General features: G+C 67.7%; 12 protein-coding genes and 3 pseudogenes. 8 read left to right on the forward strand and 7 right to left on the reverse strand.

The annotated features are described in order from the left end of the window. Positions 1-364: 364 nt before the first annotated feature. A pseudogene (locus WMF20_RS12505) lies at positions 365-695 on the reverse strand (JAB domain-containing protein); the annotation flags it as partial. Between the two features lie 547 nt (positions 696-1,242). On the opposite strand from WMF20_RS12505, the pseudogene WMF20_RS12510 reads away from it, so the two are divergent. The 3 genes and pseudogenes from WMF20_RS12510 to WMF20_RS12520 form a co-directional block, all read left to right on the forward strand. Then, positions 1,243-1,617 (forward strand): annotated as a pseudogene (locus tag WMF20_RS12510) (DUF6531 domain-containing protein); the annotation flags it as partial. Positions 1,618-1,680: 63 nt separating this feature from the next. Continuing rightward, entirely contained in the window at positions 1,681-5,073 is a 3,393-nt protein-coding gene (locus WMF20_RS12515; protein WP_437617107.1) for an RHS repeat-associated core domain-containing protein, read from the forward strand. A gap of 2 nt (positions 5,074-5,075) precedes the next feature. Further along, entirely contained in the window at positions 5,076-6,683 is a 1,608-nt protein-coding gene (locus WMF20_RS12520) for a hypothetical protein (RefSeq protein ID WP_437613519.1), read from the forward strand. A gap of 184 nt (positions 6,684-6,867) precedes the next feature. Here WMF20_RS12520 and WMF20_RS12525 read toward each other — a convergent pair. The 5 genes and pseudogenes from WMF20_RS12525 to WMF20_RS12545 all read right to left on the reverse strand — a co-directional run. Further along, positions 6,868-7,116, reverse strand: a pseudogene (locus tag WMF20_RS12525) (JAB domain-containing protein); the annotation flags it as partial. Positions 7,117-7,126: 10 nt separating this feature from the next. Next, complete coding sequence (locus WMF20_RS12530) at positions 7,127-7,423, reverse strand: type II toxin-antitoxin system RelE/ParE family toxin (protein WP_437613521.1); 297 nt, start codon at positions 7,421-7,423, stop codon at positions 7,127-7,129. Then, complete coding sequence (locus WMF20_RS12535; protein ID WP_437613523.1) at positions 7,420-7,644, reverse strand: addiction module protein; 225 nt, start codon at positions 7,642-7,644, stop codon at positions 7,420-7,422. The genes WMF20_RS12530 and WMF20_RS12535 overlap by 4 nt, the downstream gene beginning before the upstream one ends. Before the next feature lie 313 nt (positions 7,645-7,957). Continuing rightward, a complete protein-coding gene (locus WMF20_RS12540) occupies positions 7,958-8,584 on the reverse strand; it encodes a JAB domain-containing protein (RefSeq protein ID WP_437617108.1) in 627 nt (208 codons plus the stop codon). Beyond that, positions 8,581-9,243: an RNA polymerase sigma factor gene (locus WMF20_RS12545; RefSeq protein WP_437613525.1), complete on the reverse strand. Its 663-nt coding sequence runs from the start codon at positions 9,241-9,243 to the stop codon at positions 8,581-8,583. Before WMF20_RS12545 ends, WMF20_RS12540 begins: the two co-directional genes overlap by 4 nt. Before the next feature lie 161 nt (positions 9,244-9,404). Here WMF20_RS12545 and WMF20_RS12550 point away from each other — a divergent pair, with 161 nt between their 5' ends. From WMF20_RS12550 to WMF20_RS12560, 3 genes are all read left to right on the forward strand, one after another. Next, the gene (locus WMF20_RS12550; RefSeq protein ID WP_129574575.1) at positions 9,405-9,683 is read left to right on the forward strand and encodes a helix-turn-helix domain-containing protein; all 279 of its coding nucleotides are present in this window, start codon (positions 9,405-9,407) and stop codon (positions 9,681-9,683) included. Between the two features lie 413 nt (positions 9,684-10,096). Then, entirely contained in the window at positions 10,097-10,696 is a 600-nt protein-coding gene (locus WMF20_RS12555) for a hypothetical protein (protein ID WP_437613527.1), read from the forward strand. 62 nt (positions 10,697-10,758) lie between these two features. Further along, entirely contained in the window at positions 10,759-12,054 is a 1,296-nt protein-coding gene (locus WMF20_RS12560) for a hypothetical protein (protein WP_437613529.1), read from the forward strand. A gap of 77 nt (positions 12,055-12,131) precedes the next feature. Here the strand turns inward: WMF20_RS12560 and WMF20_RS12565 are convergent, their stop codons facing one another. Beyond that, complete coding sequence (locus tag WMF20_RS12565; RefSeq protein ID WP_437335414.1) at positions 12,132-13,082, reverse strand: integron integrase; 951 nt, start codon at positions 13,080-13,082, stop codon at positions 12,132-12,134. A 439-nt stretch (positions 13,083-13,521) separates the two neighbouring features. On the opposite strand from WMF20_RS12565, the gene WMF20_RS12570 reads away from it, so the two are divergent. Both WMF20_RS12570 and WMF20_RS12575 read left to right on the forward strand, forming a co-directional pair. Further along, positions 13,522-15,633, forward strand: a complete 2,112-nt coding sequence (locus WMF20_RS12570) for a DUF4365 domain-containing protein (protein WP_437613531.1) — start codon at positions 13,522-13,524, stop codon at positions 15,631-15,633. A gap of 152 nt (positions 15,634-15,785) precedes the next feature. After that, complete coding sequence (locus tag WMF20_RS12575; protein WP_437613533.1) at positions 15,786-17,291, forward strand: hypothetical protein; 1,506 nt, start codon at positions 15,786-15,788, stop codon at positions 17,289-17,291. The last annotated feature ends 4 nt before the right edge of the window (positions 17,292-17,295 follow it).

Consider the following 17,295-nt stretch of genomic DNA (forward strand, 5'->3'; position numbering starts at 1 on the left):
CGGCGCCATGCGCAGCACGGTGGAGCGGCCGACGTAGAGGGCGTCGTCGGAACTATCTCGTGGAGGGCGCGCGCTACGGAGAAGCGACCGCGTGCCCGCTCCATCCGGGGAGAGCGAGGGTGACGGTGGCGGTCGACATCGCGCTGGGGTGGACGGAGGCGAGCCCGCTTCGCCGTCGAGCCTAGCACGAGGAGCACCCCCGGCTCCTTCCCGGCCAGCCGCGATGACGAGAGCGAACGCGCGGCGGGGCTGCCGGCTGGGGCGGTGCGCGGGAGGCAGGCGGCTGGATGCGCGGGGGCGGGACGCCTCGCCGCAGGGTCGCTGCGCGCCGGCGACGGGGCGGGGCGCTGCGCCCCGCGAGGGCCTAATCGTGGACGGCGGCGTAGCGGCCGCTGGGGGTGACGATGACGTGGGCCGTGAGCGGGACGTGCAGTTCCGCGGAGAGATGGCGTAGCTCCAGGGTCATCGCTTCGTCCTCGCGGGTCGGCATCGGGTCGCCGCTGGGGTGGTTATGGGCCAGGACGAAGCTGTGGGCGGCCATGTCCAGCGCCGTGCGCAGGACGGTCGCGCGGTCGATGTAGAGAGCGTCGGCGCCACCGCGGGCGAGCAGGCGCGCCTCGCGGACGCGGCCGTGGGCGTCGATCGTGGACCAGGGACGCCGGCCTCGGGCCGAAGTACCGCGCCACGCGGGCCGAGGGGACGCCTCGTGCGGGGGCCCTCCCGGCGCGCGCAGATGAACGCCTGGCCGTTCACGATGTTGCTGAATCCGTGCTGGACGTTGGCCGAGCCATGCTCCGGGGTTGATCCCGCAGGCTCCGACGATGCCCGTTCCAGTATGTTCCTCGGGACCTTCCGCCAGGGCGGCGCCCGCAAGCATCAGCTGGCAGAGCCGGTCGACGCCGAGCCGACCACGGCCGAGCCGGTCGCTGTCGCGTAGCGCGACCGGCGCGGACGGAAGCCCGACCCAGGTTGGGGCGACTCGGGTCGGGCTAGCCGCCGCGTTCGCCGCGTCCAGCGACACGGGCTGCGCTCACGCGACGCCGTGACACGATCCGAACGCCCGAACCCCCCCCACGGTCCCGCGACGCATAAGCCCGGCGACGATCCAGCTGCGGAGAGGATCCGGTCGGACCAGACCGGGTTGACACCTGCACCCGCTCGGCGACAGATGGAGCCGTGGCTCGCACCGCTCCCGTGCCCAACATCCCCGCCATTCCAGGCATGAACCCCGGCACCTGGATCATGGGAGGAGGTGGTGGTGGCGGCGGCGGCAACGGGCGAGGCGGTCGCGGACGCGGCGGCAAACAGGGTGCCGGCGGCGGGAATGGCGGCAGCGGCGCGAGCGGCGGCGGCAAGGACGCGGGCTCCTGTGGGCAGGGCAGCGGTGGCGGATGCCCGAACCCGAGCCACGGCGGCCGCGGCACCCAGGCGGGGGACCCCGTCGACCCGATCACCGGGCGCGTCTACACCACGGCAGCGGTCGACCTCGCGCTGCCCGGCACCATCCCGCTCATCATCACCCGCAGCTACAGCAGCTCCCTGGCCCACGAGGATCTCGGCCTGGGCTTCGGCTGGACCCACGCGCTCGCCTGGACGATCGACGAGCGCCGCCGCTCGATCCTCGTGATCGAGCCGGGAGCGAACCCGACAGAGACGCCGCGCCCAGCCGAGGGGGCATCGGTGCGCCTGCCCTGCGGCAAGCTCACCCGACACCCCTGGGGCTACGTGATCGATCGAAATGGGCTCGCGTACCTCTTCGGCGAGGTCGAGGGCTCGCGGTGGAAGCTGTCGCGCATCGTCGACCGGCGCGGCAACGCGATCAGCCTCCATTACGAATGCGGCAAGCTCGCGACCGTCCTCGACAGCGTGGGAAGGGTGGTCACCGTGCGCAGGCACCCGGACGGACACATCGCCGCTTTCGAGGTCAAGAACGCGAAGGCCCAGGGCCGCCGCGTCTCCTTCCGCACGTACCTGTACAACGACCGAGGCGACCTGGTCGCGGCCGTCGACGGCGAGGGCCAGCCGACGCGCTACGAGTACGACGTCGACCACCGCCTCCTCCGGCGTGCCGAGCCCGGTGGGCTGGTCGCCGAGTTCCGCTACGACCAGGAAGGCCGATGCTACGAGAGCTGGTGTCACCGCGAAGGCAATGACGGACTCGACGCCTCCATCCCCGAGTTTCTCGCCGATCACACCACGCGGGCCAAGGGCTTCCTCCACGTGCGCCTCGAGTACGGCCCCGACAGCACGGAAGTCGTCACCTCGCGCGGCATCCGGCGCGTACACGGCAACGCGCTCGACCTGCCCACGCTGGTCACCTGGTCACGGGGCGTACACAGCTACACGTACGACGACGCGGGCGAGCCCACCCAGTACATCGACGCGCTTGGCCACGTCACACGCGCCGAGCGGGACAGCGAAGGCCGCCTGCTGCGATCCGTCGATCCCACCGGAGCGGTGACGGATTACGTGCACGACGAGCGCGGAGACGTCGTGGAGATGCGGGACGCGCTGGGTGGCGTCGCCCGGTATGAGCGCGACGCCTGGGGCGACGTGCTCTCCGTGCATGACGAGCTCGGGCTAGTCGTCGCCTTCGCTTACGACCCCCGCGGCCTCCTCGTCGCCGCCACCTTGCCGAACGGCGGCGTTACCCGCATGGAGTACGACACCCTCGCCAACCGGACCTCCGTCGTCGAGCCGCACGGCGCCACACGCCACATCAGGTACGACTACCTGGGCCGCGTGGTGGGCTTCACCGACGAGCGCGGGCTTCAGACGTTCTTCACCTACGACGCCTGCGGTCGCACCCGCGGCATGCGCACCCCCGGGGGCGCTGAGGTCGTCTACGAGTACGACGCAGACGGCAACGTCTCGCGCATCCTGGACGCCGATGGCCGTGCCACCCTGCTCCGCTGGGGAGGCATCGGCGTGGTTACGGAGGTCGTGCGCACCGATGGTCAGATCGTCCGTTATCGCTACGACCGCGAGCAGGCTCTCGCACGCATCATCAACGAAGTAGGTGAAGAACACGTCTATGAGCGCGACACCGAGGGCCGCATCGTTGGCGAGCGCACCTTCGACGGCCGCGCCATCTCCTACCGGCTCGACGCCATGGGACAAATCCTGGCCATCCGTGAGGACGCGCGTCTGACGGAGCTCAATTACGACCCCTGCGGCCGCCTCGTCGGGCGCAGCTTCTCCGATGGGCTCGTCGAGCGGATCGAGTACGATGCGCTCGGCCGCGTCGTACGCGTCGAGAGCGGCGATAGCGCCTGCGAGTACACCTACGATGCCCGCGGCCGGATCTTGCGCGAGCGCCTCGTCGACCATGGCGTCACCACCACGGTCGAAACCGCGTACGACGTCATGGGTAAGGCCGTACGCGCGGAGGGCCCGTTCGGCGCGATCGCGATTGAGCGCGACGTCGCCGGCCGCCCGGTACGGATCCACCACGGCGACATCGCGCCGATACAGCTCCAATATGACCCCACTGGCCGCGTCCTCGAACAGGTATTGCCCGGCGGCGGACGCATCGCTCAGGGCTTCACGCCCGACGGCATGCTCGCCCGCGTGCAGGTCCTGAGCCCCAGGGCAACGCCGCGCGTCGGGCCGGGCGAGCCGGCGTGGGTCGGCCAGATTCCCCTCGGCGAGACCTTTGCGCGTAGCTACCACTACTCGCCGGCCAGCCTGCTCGCGGCCGTCGACGACGCGAGCGGCGTCCGCGTCGAGCTCCGGCGCGACGCGAATGGGCGTGTCGCCGAGAAGCGTCGTGTTCAGGGAGCGCGGCACGCGGTCGCCGAGTCGTACGGCTACGGCGCGAGCGGCGATCTCTACGAGCCAACCGCCCCACGCGAGTACGCTTCCGGAGGCCGCCTCGTCCGGCGGGGCGAGGTCGAGTACGCCTACGATGCGCTGGGGCGCGTGTCGCACAAGCGGGCGCCCGACGGGAAAGCGTGGTCGTTCATCTGGGGCGACGACGACCAGCTCATGGCCGTGCGCCTACCCGACGGGCGGACGGTCCGTTTCGCGTACGATCCGTTCGCGCGGCGGACCGAGAAGCGCGTCGAGCGCGCCGGACGCGTCGAGAGCGTGACCCGCTACGCCTGGTACGGCGACGCCCTCGTGCGCGAGATCCATGAGACTGCGCGCGCGGCGGGCGATCCCATCGTCCAGGAGCGGACCTATGTCGTGCTGCCAGGGACGGTGCTGCCACTGGCACAGCGCGAGACCAGGGTCGGGCAACCGCCGGAGCTGCTGTACTACGTCGAAGGCCCGAACGGCGCGCCCGAGGCGCTCGTTGCGAACGATGGGGCCCTGCTAGAGACCCTCGCCCCTACCCTGTACGGGCGGGTCGACGGCGAGCCCAGGACCCCGCTCCGGTTCCCGGGCCAGTACGCAGACGAGGAGACCGGGCTCCATTACAACCGGAATCGCTATTACGATCCCGAGACGGGCTGCTACCTGAGCCCGGAGCCGCTGCGCATCGAGGGCAGCCTCAAGCCCTACGCCTATGTCGACAACATGCCGGTCGAGCACGTCGACATCGACGCGCTCGTTCGCTGCACACTCGCGCGCACGGTCGGGGATCCGATCACGAGGAGCAGCGGCGGCAGCCCGAGCCGGCTCCATCCGGCCGTCGAGAGGGCATTGCCGCGGCAGCCGGCCCGGCACCCGATGGAGCCGCAGCCTGCGGAGCAGTGCGCCGAGCCCCACGTGCTGAGCGACCACCTCCGGGAGTGGGAGCAGCGGACCGGCAGGTCATGCACGCCGGGTCAGCCCGGGTGGCGGCGCAACCTTCGCGCAGCGCTCGGCGAGGTGCAGGGCATGGAGTCCGAGACCGGGACCAGCAACATCCCGGCTTGCCCCAACTGCTCCCAGCTCATCCCTCGGCTGTGGACCATGGCGGGCCGCAAGCCGCCGCGCCCGAGCGAGGTCGGCGGGGCCATGAACCCGCAGAACCCCACCTATCACGATAACCCAAGTAACCGCCTCACACGACCGAACCGCCCGGGAGGCATCCAGAACGTGGGCACCTGGAGGGTGGTGGGCGATCGGTTCCAGAGGGTCACATAACCATGAGCGCTGTCCAGGGATTCTCCGAGGCCCTCTGCGCGCTGGCCAAACGCGCGCCCATCCGCCGCGCCTGTGACCGCCGCACGCTCGCGAAGCTCGCGCCGCCCGGCTGCCCGCCCCGCTGGACCGAGGCGGCGGACCTGCTCCTCGCGCTGACTCAGGACCGAGGCCTGCCCCTCCTCGGCGACTACGACTTCGGCGCCCTCGCCGAGTTCGACTGCAGCTTCCGCCGCCACCGCTCGGGCCCGCCCGACCTGGTGATCGCAAGGCACGCTTCGGGCCGGCGCGTGCTCCTGACGCAGCGAGAGGGCGCTGTGTACCTCGGCCGGTACGAGAAGCGCCTCTGCAGCGATCTGCGCGCGTTCCTGGAACGCCTCGCCGCCGAGCTCTGTCCCACGCCCGCCCTGGTTGGCTTCTCGATCCACTGGCGCGCTGGGGACGAGGCCAGGAAGCTCGCGAACAGGCTCCGCGCCGCGGAGAATGGCGCCGCATCGGCGCCGCACGACACGTGTTGGTCGGACGACCGCTGGTTCATCGTCCGGGATCGCGCCGCCGCCCGCCGCTTCGAGGACCTGCCCGCGCTGCTCGCGGCTGCCCGCGCTGCCGGCGCGGAGCTTGGCCTGCACGACGGCCGCGCCGAGGCGATGCTCGTCGAGGATCTCCAGCGCGTGCCCAGGGGCGCCCAGCTCCACCAGGCGGCCTACATCGCGGAGATATCCATTCAAATCGCCGAAGGGCGGCGGATCGTGCAGGCCCTCCATTACGGGGACGTCGCCACCGAGCGAGCGGAGTGGGAGGACGGCGAGCTCCTCGTCCAGCGCACGCGCCCGGCGACCGAGCTGTTTGCTCCGATCCCCGAGCTGCAGGAATACCTGTTCGCCCGGCGTATCCACCGCCTGGATCGCTTCCGGCGTTCCGAGGAGGACCTGCGCAGGCTCTTCGGCGACGACCTCTGGCCCGTCCTCTCCGCGGTGGAGCGGGACCACGGCGGCGTCATCGCGGAAGATGACTTCGCGCCGTGGAGTCTGCTCGGCGTGGCGCCCCTCATCGCGCCTGGGTACGTCGCGGAGACCGTTGCGGGCGACCAGCGGATCAGGGAGATCCAGGGCAAGCCGGTGCGGCAGGTAGGCAAGGTCGACAAGATGCGCTGGCTTTGTATCGACGAGGAGGGGCGCTGTTACGTGACAGGGAGCCTCGGCGACGACCTCGAGCCCGGCGGCGACGACATCGAGTCGGCCTTGCTACGCCTCGCGCTCGACTGGAAGCTCCAGCGCTGGCGCACCGAGGCCAGCATGGGCGGGTTCCTCCAGCGCGAAGGCGCCGAGCGCGTGCTCAAGGAACTGCACGGCGCGGCCGAGCGAAAGCTCGACACCTTCGGGCACACCTATCATGCCGGCCCCGGCTTCATGCTGCGGCACCGCAAGGCGGTCCTGGGACTCGACCCCTACTTCCAGCTCATCGCCACCTCGACCAAGCGCTTCTGCGAGCTCCTGCGCCCGCTTGCCGCCGCGGGCCGCCCTGTGCGCGTCCTGCAGGACACCGAGTCCTTCCCGACCGACGAGGAGCTCGCCGCATGCGCCCACGCAGGGGTGGTCATCTCCGATCACTGAAACCGCAGGTACCCGACCGAGGTGGGGGGAACCAAGCCACGGCCTTTGGCTCCGCGTGCTCCAGCTCGCTGTGTGGCTGGCGGAGGCGACGGAGATGCGGGCGGGGGCGGTGCGCGGGAGGCGTTCGGCTGGGACGCGCAGGGGCGGGGCGCCCCGCCGCAGGGGCGCAGCGCCCCGCGAGGGCCTACTCGTGGACGGCGGCGTAGCGGCTGCTGGGGGTGACGATGACGTGGGCGGTGAGCGGGACGTGCAGCTCCGAGGCGAGGTGGTGCAGCTCCAGGGTCATCGCTTCGTCCTCGCGGGTCGGCGTCGGGCCGCCGCTGGGGTGGTTATGGGCCAGGACGAAGCTGTGGGCGGCCATGTCCAGCGCCGTGCGCAGGACGGTGGAGCGGTCGATGTAGAGGACGTCGGCGCCACCGCGGGCGAGCAGGCGCGGAGCCGGACTATTGGCGCCCGCGCCAGTAGAAGGGCCGCCGATTCTGATGTGCAATCGCGAGAATACGAATGTGATCGCCGCGTACCCGGTACAGCACGCTGTAGGGAAACCGCCGCACGAGCCACCAGCGAACATCGTTCTCCACGTCCCTCCCCGCGAGCGGTGATGCGGCCAGGGCATCGACTGCGCCTTGGACCTCGGCGAGGAAGGCGTCACCAAGGCCAGGACGTGCCCGAGCGTAGTAGGCGGCGGCCTCGTTCAGCTCGACCTCAGCCAGATCGTGAAAGATGACCGGAAGCGTCACCGGAGCCGCGCGCGGGCGTCGCGAAAGACGTCCTCGGCCGGTCGCCCCCGGGACGGATCTGCGTCAAGCTCTGCGTCCCGGCGCGTCGCTTCCTCGGTCCAGAGGCGCCTGTGCTCCTCCTCGGAGAGCTCATCCAGGCTTTCCAGAAGCGTCTCTGCGAGACGTGCGCGCTCCGCGACGGGCAGCTTCAGGGCTTCGGCTTCCAGCTCGGGAAGGTTCACGGGGGGATTGTACCGCGCGGCTCGGAGGCTGCCCAGGCGCGCTGCCCCATCGGCGAGGAGATGCCGCGACGACCATCGGCGAGGAGGTGCCGCGACGACGGCGAGGGCCGACGTCGACTGGCGTGGCGCAGGCACGGAGCGACCTGACCGAGCTCGAGCTAGCCAAGCTACGGTCGGTTGCTCCACGTGCTCCAGCGCCTCTGCTGCTGCCGGGGCTCGCGGAGCTCCCGGCCGGGGCGGTGCGCGGGATGCTTTCGGCTGGATGCGCGGGGGCGCAGCGCGCCGGCGGCGGGGTGCTGCGCGTGGCGAGGGCCTACTCGTGGACGGCGGCGTAGCGGCCGCTGGGCGTGACGATGACGTGGGCGGTGAGCGGGACGTGCAGCTCCGAGCCGAGGTGGCGCAGCTCCAGGGTCATCGCTTCGTCCTCGCGGGTCGGCGTGGGGTCGCCGCTCGGGTGGTTGTGGGCCAGGACGAAGCTGTGGGCGGCCATGTCCAGCGCCGTGCGCAGGACGGTGGAGCGGCCGATGTAGAGGGCGTCGTCGGAACCGCGGGCGAGCAGGCGCGTCTCGCGGACGCGGCCGTGGGTATCGAGCGCCGCGATCCAGAGCTCCTCGTGGACGAGGGAGGCGAGCCTCGGGCCGAAGTACCGCGCCACGCGGGCGGCGTCGGTGAGGAGCGCGCCCCGGCGCGCGCGGGCGGCGTGGGTGCGGCGGCCGAGCTCGAAGGCGGCGGCGAGCCGGGTCGCGTCGAAGAGGGCGATCTGGGTGCGCTCGGCGAGCGCCGCGGGCGAGAGGCGGCCGAGCGAGGGGAGAGCGGCCGTGCCGAGGAGGCGCGGGCCGACGCCGGGCAGGCCGAGCACCATCTCGAGGAGGGCGGCCTCGGTCGCGGTCGGCAGCTCGGCCGCCGTCTCGGCGGGGGCGTCGACGGGGGCGCGGCTCATCGGGGGCATCGGGGCCACCTCCGAGAGCGGGTGAGGGCGCGGGCGAAGAGGCGGCGCGCGAGGCGGAGGCGGGTGGCGACCGTGGGGCGCGGGAGCGAGAGGGAGGCGGCGATCTCGAGCGAGGAAAGGCCGGTGGCGGCGAGCGACAGGATCTCGCGCAGCTCGGGGCGGAGATGGTGGAAGGCGCGGAGGAGGCCGCGGGCGACGAGGCGGGCCTCGGGAGAGGGGGCGGCGAAGGCGGAGAGGCGGTCCGGGTCGACCGCGGGGAGCTCGTGGCGGCGGTGGGCCTTGTCGCGGTCGTGCGAGGCCTGCCGCGCGGCGATGCCGGCGAGCCAGCGGCGGAGGGCGTCGGCGGGAGGGAGAGCGGGGGACGGGCGGAAGCGGCCGGCGCGCAGGCTGCGCCAGGCGCCGAGGAGGGTGTCCTGGGTGAGGTCGTCGAGATCGGCGGGGAGAACGCCGCGGGCGCGGAGGGTGCGGCGGATGAGCGGGCGCTGTTCGAGGAGCGCGGTGGGGTCGAGGTAGACGGAGGGGGGCGGGGGCTGCTGACGGAGGGGTTGGGGCGGGCGGGCGAGCCCGTTGAGAGCAGCGGGACGGGGACGGCGACGGGAGGGCGGATCGATCTCTTGGCCCTGGTCAGGGCGTAGACGTACGGTTTCCATGTCGGACCTCGTGAACGCGGGGTTCGGCCACGCCTCCGGACGGTGCCAGCCGTCGCGGGGGCACTTTTTGTTTTGTTCAGGGTACGTGCGAGGCACGATCCGAGTCAAGGAAAGTCGCAATCCACGACTACTTTTGGCCTGCCCAGGTTCAGCCCGTGGCGATGGAACCCATCGAGACTGATACGATTTTTCGGTACATCGCGGCGAACGTCCAGCGGCTTCGGGTCAGGCGAGGGCTGACCCAAGACGAGCTGGCGGCAGCGGCGGACGTGAGCCCTGGCCTTCTCCATCGCCTCGAACGCGCCAAGACCAACGTCAGCGTCGCGGCGCTTGTGGCGATCGCCAACGCCCTCGGCGTGACACCAGCAGCACTGTTCCGGCCAGCCGAGATGCCGGAGACGACGCGCGGGAGGCCGCGCAAGCGTCCCGCCGGCCCTTGACGGCCATCCCTCGCTGCCCGCAGTCGACCGCCTACGGCTATCGCCGGTGCTCCTCACCGTGACGCAGAACTGGCGCATGCTTTGCGCAGACGCTGCACCGCGCCGCGGCGAACTCTACAGGCCGTAGCAGCTTGAGGGCCCCAGCCGATGACTGGCCGGGCCATTGCAGGGCCACTTCTTCGCTTCGGAGGGGTAGGGCATCGAGGAACCGCTCGCGCCTTCGTCCGTTGGAGAGCCCGCTCGGTCCTGCGCTGGCCTCCTTGACAAGGTGGGCCAGCCGTCGGCTAGCACCAAACGCCCCCGAGCCCTTCGGAGCGTTCACCCACGACTTCCGCCTCAACGCATGATCGTCGCCTGAGTCTGGCTGCTGCACGCTGTCGTCCCTGTGGGATGCTCGTCGTGGGGAGGGCATCATGGCGACGGACACGGCGACGACACAGGCGAGCGAGGCGCAGCAGGCGTGGGCGCGCTGGCAGCGCGAGCATGCGGACGTGCTGGAGGGGGCGACACGAGCGCAGCAAGTCCTGCTGGAGGCGGCGGTGCGGTTCGTCGCCGCCATCGCGGCCCAGCCGATCCTGCTGCGCGTCGCAGCCTATTTCCTCCTGCATTCGGACACGGGCCTGACCACAGCGCAAGTGGGCGCGGCGGTGGGCCGCACCGACCGGGCCATGCGCACCGTGCGCACGCTCACGGCGCACCAGATGCTCGAGTCGATCTGGGCGGAGCTCGGGCGACATCGGCAACCGCGGTTGCGCCCGGAGCATGCCGGTCCGATCGCCAAGTACCTGGTCGACCATCCTCGATGCACTCAGCCCGAGGTGGTCACGTTCATCGCGCGCGAGCTCGGGATCGACATCGAGCAGCAGACGCTCCGCCGGTTCCTCGATGCCTACGGCCTCTACGTCTTCCGCCCAGATCACGATCGCGCGGAGGCGCATGTCGCGCGCCCCACCTCGTCGGGCGCACCCACTTCGGGTGCGCCTTCCTCCTGCTGCCGGCCGCGCTCGCCCTGAGCCGCATCGCCGAGCGCACGCTGGCCAGGGCGCTGGGAGGCGCGGACAAGGCGCGGCGCCTGGTGCTGTCGCTGTTCTTCCGCGCGGCCCTGGGCATCGAGCGCATCTTTCACTTTGAGACCCTCGACGATCCGGGCTTCGCGATCCTGTCCGGTGGCAAGAAGGTCATGTCTCGGTCTCGCCTCGGCGGCCTGGTGCGCGCGGTGACGACGGCCGGGGTCAAGAAGCTTACGCACGCCACCGAGTCGTGGGGCGCGCTGCGCCACCGGAAGGTGACGCTGAGCCTCGACGAGCACGTCATCGCCCGCTTCACGCGCAAGTTCAAGATCCCGAAGGGCTTCCACACCCTCCGCAGCAAAAAGATGCGCGCCGAGAAGCTCTTCTTCCTGCACTGGCCCGAGGCGCGCCGCTTCCTCGCGGTCTTCGTCACCCGCGGCAACGGCAAGCTCGTCGACCGGGCCCTCGACTTTCTGCGCGCTGTGCGTCGGCGTGTCCAGGTCCATCAGCTTCGCCTGATCATCGACGCGGGCGCCTCCGCCACCAACGAAGGCCTCCGGCGCCTCGATCGCTTCAGCAAGACAGCGTTCTTGATCCGCGCGCCTCGTCGGCCGGGCTATGTCAATGCCTGGAAGCGATTGCCACGGGCGCGGTTCACGCCTTACGAGGAGCCCGGTCGGTACAGGGGCGCCAAGCCCAAGCAGATCGAGCTCGCCGAGACGACCACCAGGATCCGGGGCATCGCTCGGCCCCTCCGCACCGTCGTCGTGCGCGAGCGCGCGATGAAGGGCAAGGACCGCTGGCACGCGCTCTTCATCTTGCACGACACCACGACGCCGGCCCTCGCTCTGCTGCACGAGTACCGCACTCGCCAGCACCACGAGCAGGGCCACCGAATCGGCGTGCATGACCTCTGGATGGACACGTCGGCGAGCGGCTACCCCAAGCGCGGCCGGCCCGATCGCCCGGGGTTTCGCCAAGGGCCGCTCACGCTCTGCGCCTGGATCGCCGCGCTCGCCTGGGATGCGCTCCGCGCTCTGGGCGACACCCTGCCCCCTCGCTTCCACTTCGCCCACCCGCGCACGCTGCGGCGCTGGGTGCTGATGCGCGACGCCGACTTGATCCTCACGCCCTCGCACCTGCTTGTGGTGCTGGCCTCCCCAGCTCGTCGAGCCTGGCTCCGTCCCCTGGTCCAACGCTTCAACGCGGCGGAGATCGCCTTGCCGTGGCTCGGCGGGCGCCGCGTCGTGATGGGGTTCGCCGCCAGAGGTCGCACGCCGTCAGACGCACGGCCTGTGCTGCCACGTGCGGCGGAAGTCGGTTCTGGCAGCGCTACCGGCTGCGGGAGCGTTTGGTGCTAGGCTACCTTTCCACGATGCATGGGGGCGGCACGAGGGGGTGGGGGCGGAGTTCAAGGCGCTCCACGCGGAAGCGGCGGTCAGCGGTCGAGAGGACTGATTACGCCGAGAGGGCCGCGGTCGACGATGTGGGTGTAGATCATCGTGGTCCGCACATCCTTGTGGCCGAGCAATGTCTGGATCGTCCGGATGTCGGTGCCCGCCTCGAGCAGGTGGGTCGCGAAGCTGTGGCGGAGGGTATGGCATGTCGCGCGCTTGGTGAGCCCCGACGCCCGTCCGGCATTGTTCACGGCCCTTTGCACCGCCGATTCGTGCAGGTGGTAGAGGACCTGTCGACCCGTCGCTGGATCGGTGCAAGGGCGAGAGGCGGGGAAGAGGTACTGCCAGGGGAGGCTCGTGGCTGCTCCTGGCATCTTCGCTCGCAGAGCGTGGGGCAGGTCGACCTCGCCGCGGCCAGCCGCGAGTTCCTTCTTGTGCCGTTGCGCCACGGCGTCGAGCTGGGCCTGCAGCTCGTCGCGCGCCCGAGCGGGGAGCAAGGCCGGCCGGTCGTGCTGTCCTTTCCCGCGGCGCACCATGATTTGCCGTCGATCAAGGTCGACGTCTTTGACGCGAATCGAAAGCGCTTCGAGGAGGCGGAGGCCGCTTCCGTAGAGGAGCTCGCCGATGAGTCGAAAAGGTGGGATCAGGTGCTCGAGCAAGGTGAGAGCGTCCTTTCGCGAGAGGACCGTGGGGAGGTGCTCCGGCCGGCGGGCACGCTCGAGCGCTTCGAGCCGGGGTATCTGCAGGTCGAGGACCCGCTTGTAAAGGAAGAGGAGCGCGCACAGCGCTTGGTTCTGCGTGGACGCCGCGCTGCGGCGCGCGACCGCAACATCGTTGAGGAAGGCCGTGACCTCTTCCGCGCCCATCTGCCGTGGGTGCTTGCCGTGATGAAAGCGAATAAATGCCCGGATCCAGTGGACATACGCCTCTTCGGTACGCGGCGAGTAATGCAGGCGCCGGATGGTGGCGCGCACGGCTTCGATGAGGGTCATGGGGGTGGTTCCGATTGGTTGGGGCCGGTTCGTCGGACCCGCAGTGACCCTTATCGGCGCAGGGCGGGCGCGAGTTGCGGCGGCCAGCGGATATTTGGGCCGCACATCAGTCGCCCGAGGCAATCAATCACAGGCACGCATCTTGCTTCTCGGCACACCGTCGCCGTCCGAAGCCCATCAACGGCGATACGTAGTTGTGTAGCGGCGGCCTATCTCCGGAGATGCGCAGATAGCCTGCGGAAGATCGCGACCTATCCGCGGGGATATCTAGATATGCTGCGGGGTGCCGCGACTCATCCACGAGAACACGGTGATCGGGCACCGCGGTTCGCAGCCTACATGCAAAAATGCGAAGATATGTCGCGCAGCACAGATGATTGCGATGTTGGACAGGCGCCGGTAAAGTGAGCTATGTTTCCGCGAGAGGATCGAAGCCACCGTGACATTTCAAGGACCCCTACCCATTGTTGACGCCGGCAGCATCCTCCAGGAACAGAGCAAGCGTGCCCTACAAGCGGCGCTGCCGCTCTCCGACTACATATTCCGCGATGAGCGGCTAGACGACTACGGCGTCGATGGCGCCATTGAGCTCCTGGCCAATAGCAGAGCGACAAACGTTCGAGCACAGGTTCAGCTCAAGGGACGCTCAAACACACAAGTCAACAAGAGCGGCGCGGTGTCGATACAGGTAAGCACTGCAAACCTAAACTATCTTCTAAACGGCAGTTGCCCTCTGTACATACTGTTTCGCCCCGAATCCAGCGAGCTAAGGTTTGCTCTTGCGCGCGACGAGTGGGCGCGTATTGAGCGTGACAACGCAAACTGGCGCGATCAACAGTGGATCAACATTCATTTTCATCGAATCTTGACGCCGGATTCCCTCGCAGAGCTCAGGCGTCTTATCGCGAACGAGGCGGCCGTACGTCGCGGAGTAGACGAACGGCTCAACGTACTACGAGTGACCACCGGTCATGCGGTAACTATTGATGCACAGAGCCTCGAAGTTGCTGATTCGAGCCAGGTCCTAGACATGTTGAGCCAGATTGGTCAGGCGCTGACCAACTCTGGGCTCGCCAAGCAAGTCATCGAACGAGCTAGGCTGGTGCCGACCGACCTCCTCTTGAAAACTCCCCGGGCAGCACTAGCTGTGGTTTATGCTCATTTCCATCTATCACATTACTACGATGCGTCCGCTGCGATAAGACAACTGCTCCTATCTAACCCTCCGCTAGACGCTGATAGTCGAGCGTTGCTTGATGTTCTCCATGTCTCCGTTAGGCGGATGCTTGGAGAAATCGGAGAAGACCAATACAACCGCGAAATCGACGCATGGTCGATGCACGCTCCAACAGATCTGGCAATCCAGTACGCGATCTCTCGTGCATGGTCCGACTACACGAAGACGATTGCTCGCGCTACCCCCGAGCATGTCCGCGCGATCGCTAAGGAGAAGCTTCATGCCGCGCTGCTCCGCGGGCGGAGCATCCAAAGTCAACGAGTAGCCAATCACATTGAGCTACTTGAGTTGACCTTGCGACAGCATGAAATTGAAGACATGGCGATTGACGCGCAAGCGTTGAACCACGTTGCGGCAATCGGCATCGGAGATGCCCATCTCGCACGTGAACAGGCGCGGGCACCGCGCCAGCTCATGGAAGTCTGGCTGAAGGCTGTGAATGAGCTGGCGGCTAAAACGTCTCGGGCCGAGCACCGCACCTACTGCCACGTTCTTCTATTGAAAAACCATGCTGCACTTGCAGCGGAGCGACAACGTCGCTATGTGGAGTGGTCACAGGACAATCCAAAATCGCAAGACCGTGCCGATGTGGGGACATTAGTTGAATCCGCTCAAGAGACGCTGCGCGTAGCACGCGCACTTGAAGATCGGGATCTGGAATTGTCCGCCATGCTTATGCTGGCTGAGACTCTCGACACTTGCGGCAGCGAGGAAGATGCTACGGCGCTCGCGACTGATGCCCTGAGAATTGCCGAGCTTAGCGGCAGCGCACTTCATGTGCGTCAAGCGAGTCACTTCCTCAGTGGCGCGGACCGCAGCGAAGCACGTAAGCGCGAGATGATGCAGTTTGCAGCAAAATCTGAGGAAGAGATCATTCGAGACGCGGGAGATGACCAGGTGGAGTTTATGGCTGGTGCCCTAGCAAACGCGTACCAGCTGCCGATGTATCGAGCCCCTAACATTCTTTATAGCTTATTGTGTCAGAGGCAACTCGCTAGGGAGAGGCGCGACTGGTGCAAGCACATTGCGCATGCAGAGCACGACGGCCACCGGGGGTCGCTTATTACTATGTATGCAGAGCGTCCGCCGATAAAGATTGTTTGTCTTAAACTTCGCAAGGAGGCTTTGGTGCAAGCGTCAGATGCTAGCCTGGTGAGCGAAGATTTTCGACGTCGCCATTGCCAGACCTGTATTCATCGAAGCCCCGACATTGCCCGACCTGTTACGGAGCGTGATAAGGGTGCTCTGCAGGGGCGCACACTGCGGAATAAAGCAAAAGCGATGAGAAGGCGCCGACGACTTGGCAGTGGCTAGGCTCTTTCGCTGTCCAACAAGCGGCTCAGCCGACGCGCTTCGCGCGCGGCTGAGCCGCCAGCCGTTGGGCAGCCAAGCCGAGCACCCATGAGCATCCAGGCAAGGTTGCCTCGCCGAGGGGCGCGACAGGTTCGTAAACAGAGGTTGGAATAATGAGGACGATCGCGGGCAAGCAGTTCCGAGTTTATGGTGATGGACCTGCGAAGACCGAAGCGGATCTTCGTGCCCAAATCCGTGGCCTGAACTTGCGCGATTCCTTGCGAGCGATTGCCGAGGCTTATGCCGCGGTCGCGTCCGCACGCGACCGGTTCGTCGTGATTCATGACGTCCCGATTCCCCCGACTGCACTCGCATATATTGCTCTTCTCTTCATCCTGGAGTGCTCCGACGAGGGTTCTGGCCACCTGAACGACAGATCGCTCGCAGCGCTCGTTGACGACTACCACAACATGACCGAAGCGGGACTCGAGAACGATGCTGTACTCGAGTATCTGATTCGCCAAGGTCAGGCACAGTTCTCCTTCCAGCACCACGATCCGTACGCGCTTCCACGGTTCCTGGTCGCCTTTGGGGAGATCTGGCCGGCTCGGCCCCGTGGCCGACTCCCTCCGGACGTGGTCTCCGAAGCCACGGGGTTCAATCTCGAACAGCTGCTACTCTTCGGTCAATCGTTCGCTGGTATGGCGAAGCGACAGGGCTACATTAATCCGTACCCGCCGCCGGCCGCCGATAGTTCCCGCCCAGTCCTTCGTCTCTTCAGCCACGAGCAACAGGCTGCATTCCTCGATAGATTTTCGGCGACGTACGCACAGATCAGGGCCGAGGCCTTCGAGCCACCCAGTCCGGCGTTGGCCAAATACCGATTCAACCCTCTGTTCTTGTACCCTCTGATCAGACCCGACATCTCCCCGCCCACGGACACACCGGTTTTTCTGGTCCCTTGCTACCAATTCCTCATTGAACGCGTTACTCACGGTATCTTGTTCGACTGCCGGAAGAAGTTCGGACCCTCCTTCGACGAACAGTTCGGATTCGTGGCGCAGGAGTATGTGGGCAAGCTGCTTGGTGAGGTTTTTCCGGAAGCAACGATCCGCCCGGAGTTCTCGTACACGATCAATGGCAAGAAATACCTGAGTCCGGACTGGTTAGTTCTGGATGGAGAGCGCGCCGTTGTGGTCGAAGTCAAGAAGTCGCTTCTTCGATCCAAAGCCAAGGCATTTGGCCACTCTGATAGCGTAAAGAGGGATTTGGAGGAGACTCTTCATGCGGCCAAACGGCAGCTCTGCCAGTTTAAGAGCCACCTCCCCCACATCAAAAACATGCCTCGTCCGGAAAATGTCGAACTTGCTGCCGTGTTCTGGGAGGAGGCGTCGTGGGTCAACTCCATTCTTCAGCGCGACTTTGGAGGGGAAGCGGGCGACGATGTTGTGCACGCGATGTCTGTAAGGGAGCTCGAACGTCTCGTCGCGCGGAGTAAGGCGTCATCGCTGTACGACCTCCTCTGGGCGAAGCGATGGGTCGGCGAGGAGGCCCGTCTGATGGACGTTGGCGACTGGATGGCCCACCATGCGCCGCCGGAGGAAGCAGAGAATGATTTTCTCGTTGCTGCACGAGATCGATTCTTCGACAAGTGGGAACTCGGCGACGACAACAAGTAGCTGC

Origin of the sequence: Sorangium sp. So ce834, from assembly GCF_051521425.1 — a bacterium.
GTDB lineage: Bacteria > Myxococcota_A > Polyangia > Polyangiales > Polyangiaceae > Sorangium > Sorangium cellulosum_D.

Excerpts from the sequence above, each read along its gene's own strand:
- WMF20_RS12520 (WP_437613519.1), top strand. The coding sequence starts at position 5,076 with ATGAGCGCTGTCCAGGGATTCTCCGAGGCCCTCTGCGCGCTGGCCAAA.
- WMF20_RS12540 (WP_437617108.1), bottom strand. The coding sequence starts at position 8,584 with ATGAGCCGCGCCCCCGTCGACGCCCCCGCCGAGACGGCGGCCGAGCTG.
- WMF20_RS12545 (WP_437613525.1), bottom strand. The coding sequence starts at position 9,243 with ATGGAAACCGTACGTCTACGCCCTGACCAGGGCCAAGAGATCGATCCG.
- WMF20_RS12550 (WP_129574575.1), top strand. The coding sequence starts at position 9,405 with ATGGAACCCATCGAGACTGATACGATTTTTCGGTACATCGCGGCGAAC.
- WMF20_RS12555 (WP_437613527.1), top strand. The coding sequence starts at position 10,097 with ATGGCGACGGACACGGCGACGACACAGGCGAGCGAGGCGCAGCAGGCG.
- WMF20_RS12565 (WP_437335414.1), bottom strand. The coding sequence starts at position 13,082 with ATGACCCTCATCGAAGCCGTGCGCGCCACCATCCGGCGCCTGCATTAC.
- WMF20_RS12575 (WP_437613533.1), top strand. The coding sequence starts at position 15,786 with ATGAGGACGATCGCGGGCAAGCAGTTCCGAGTTTATGGTGATGGACCT.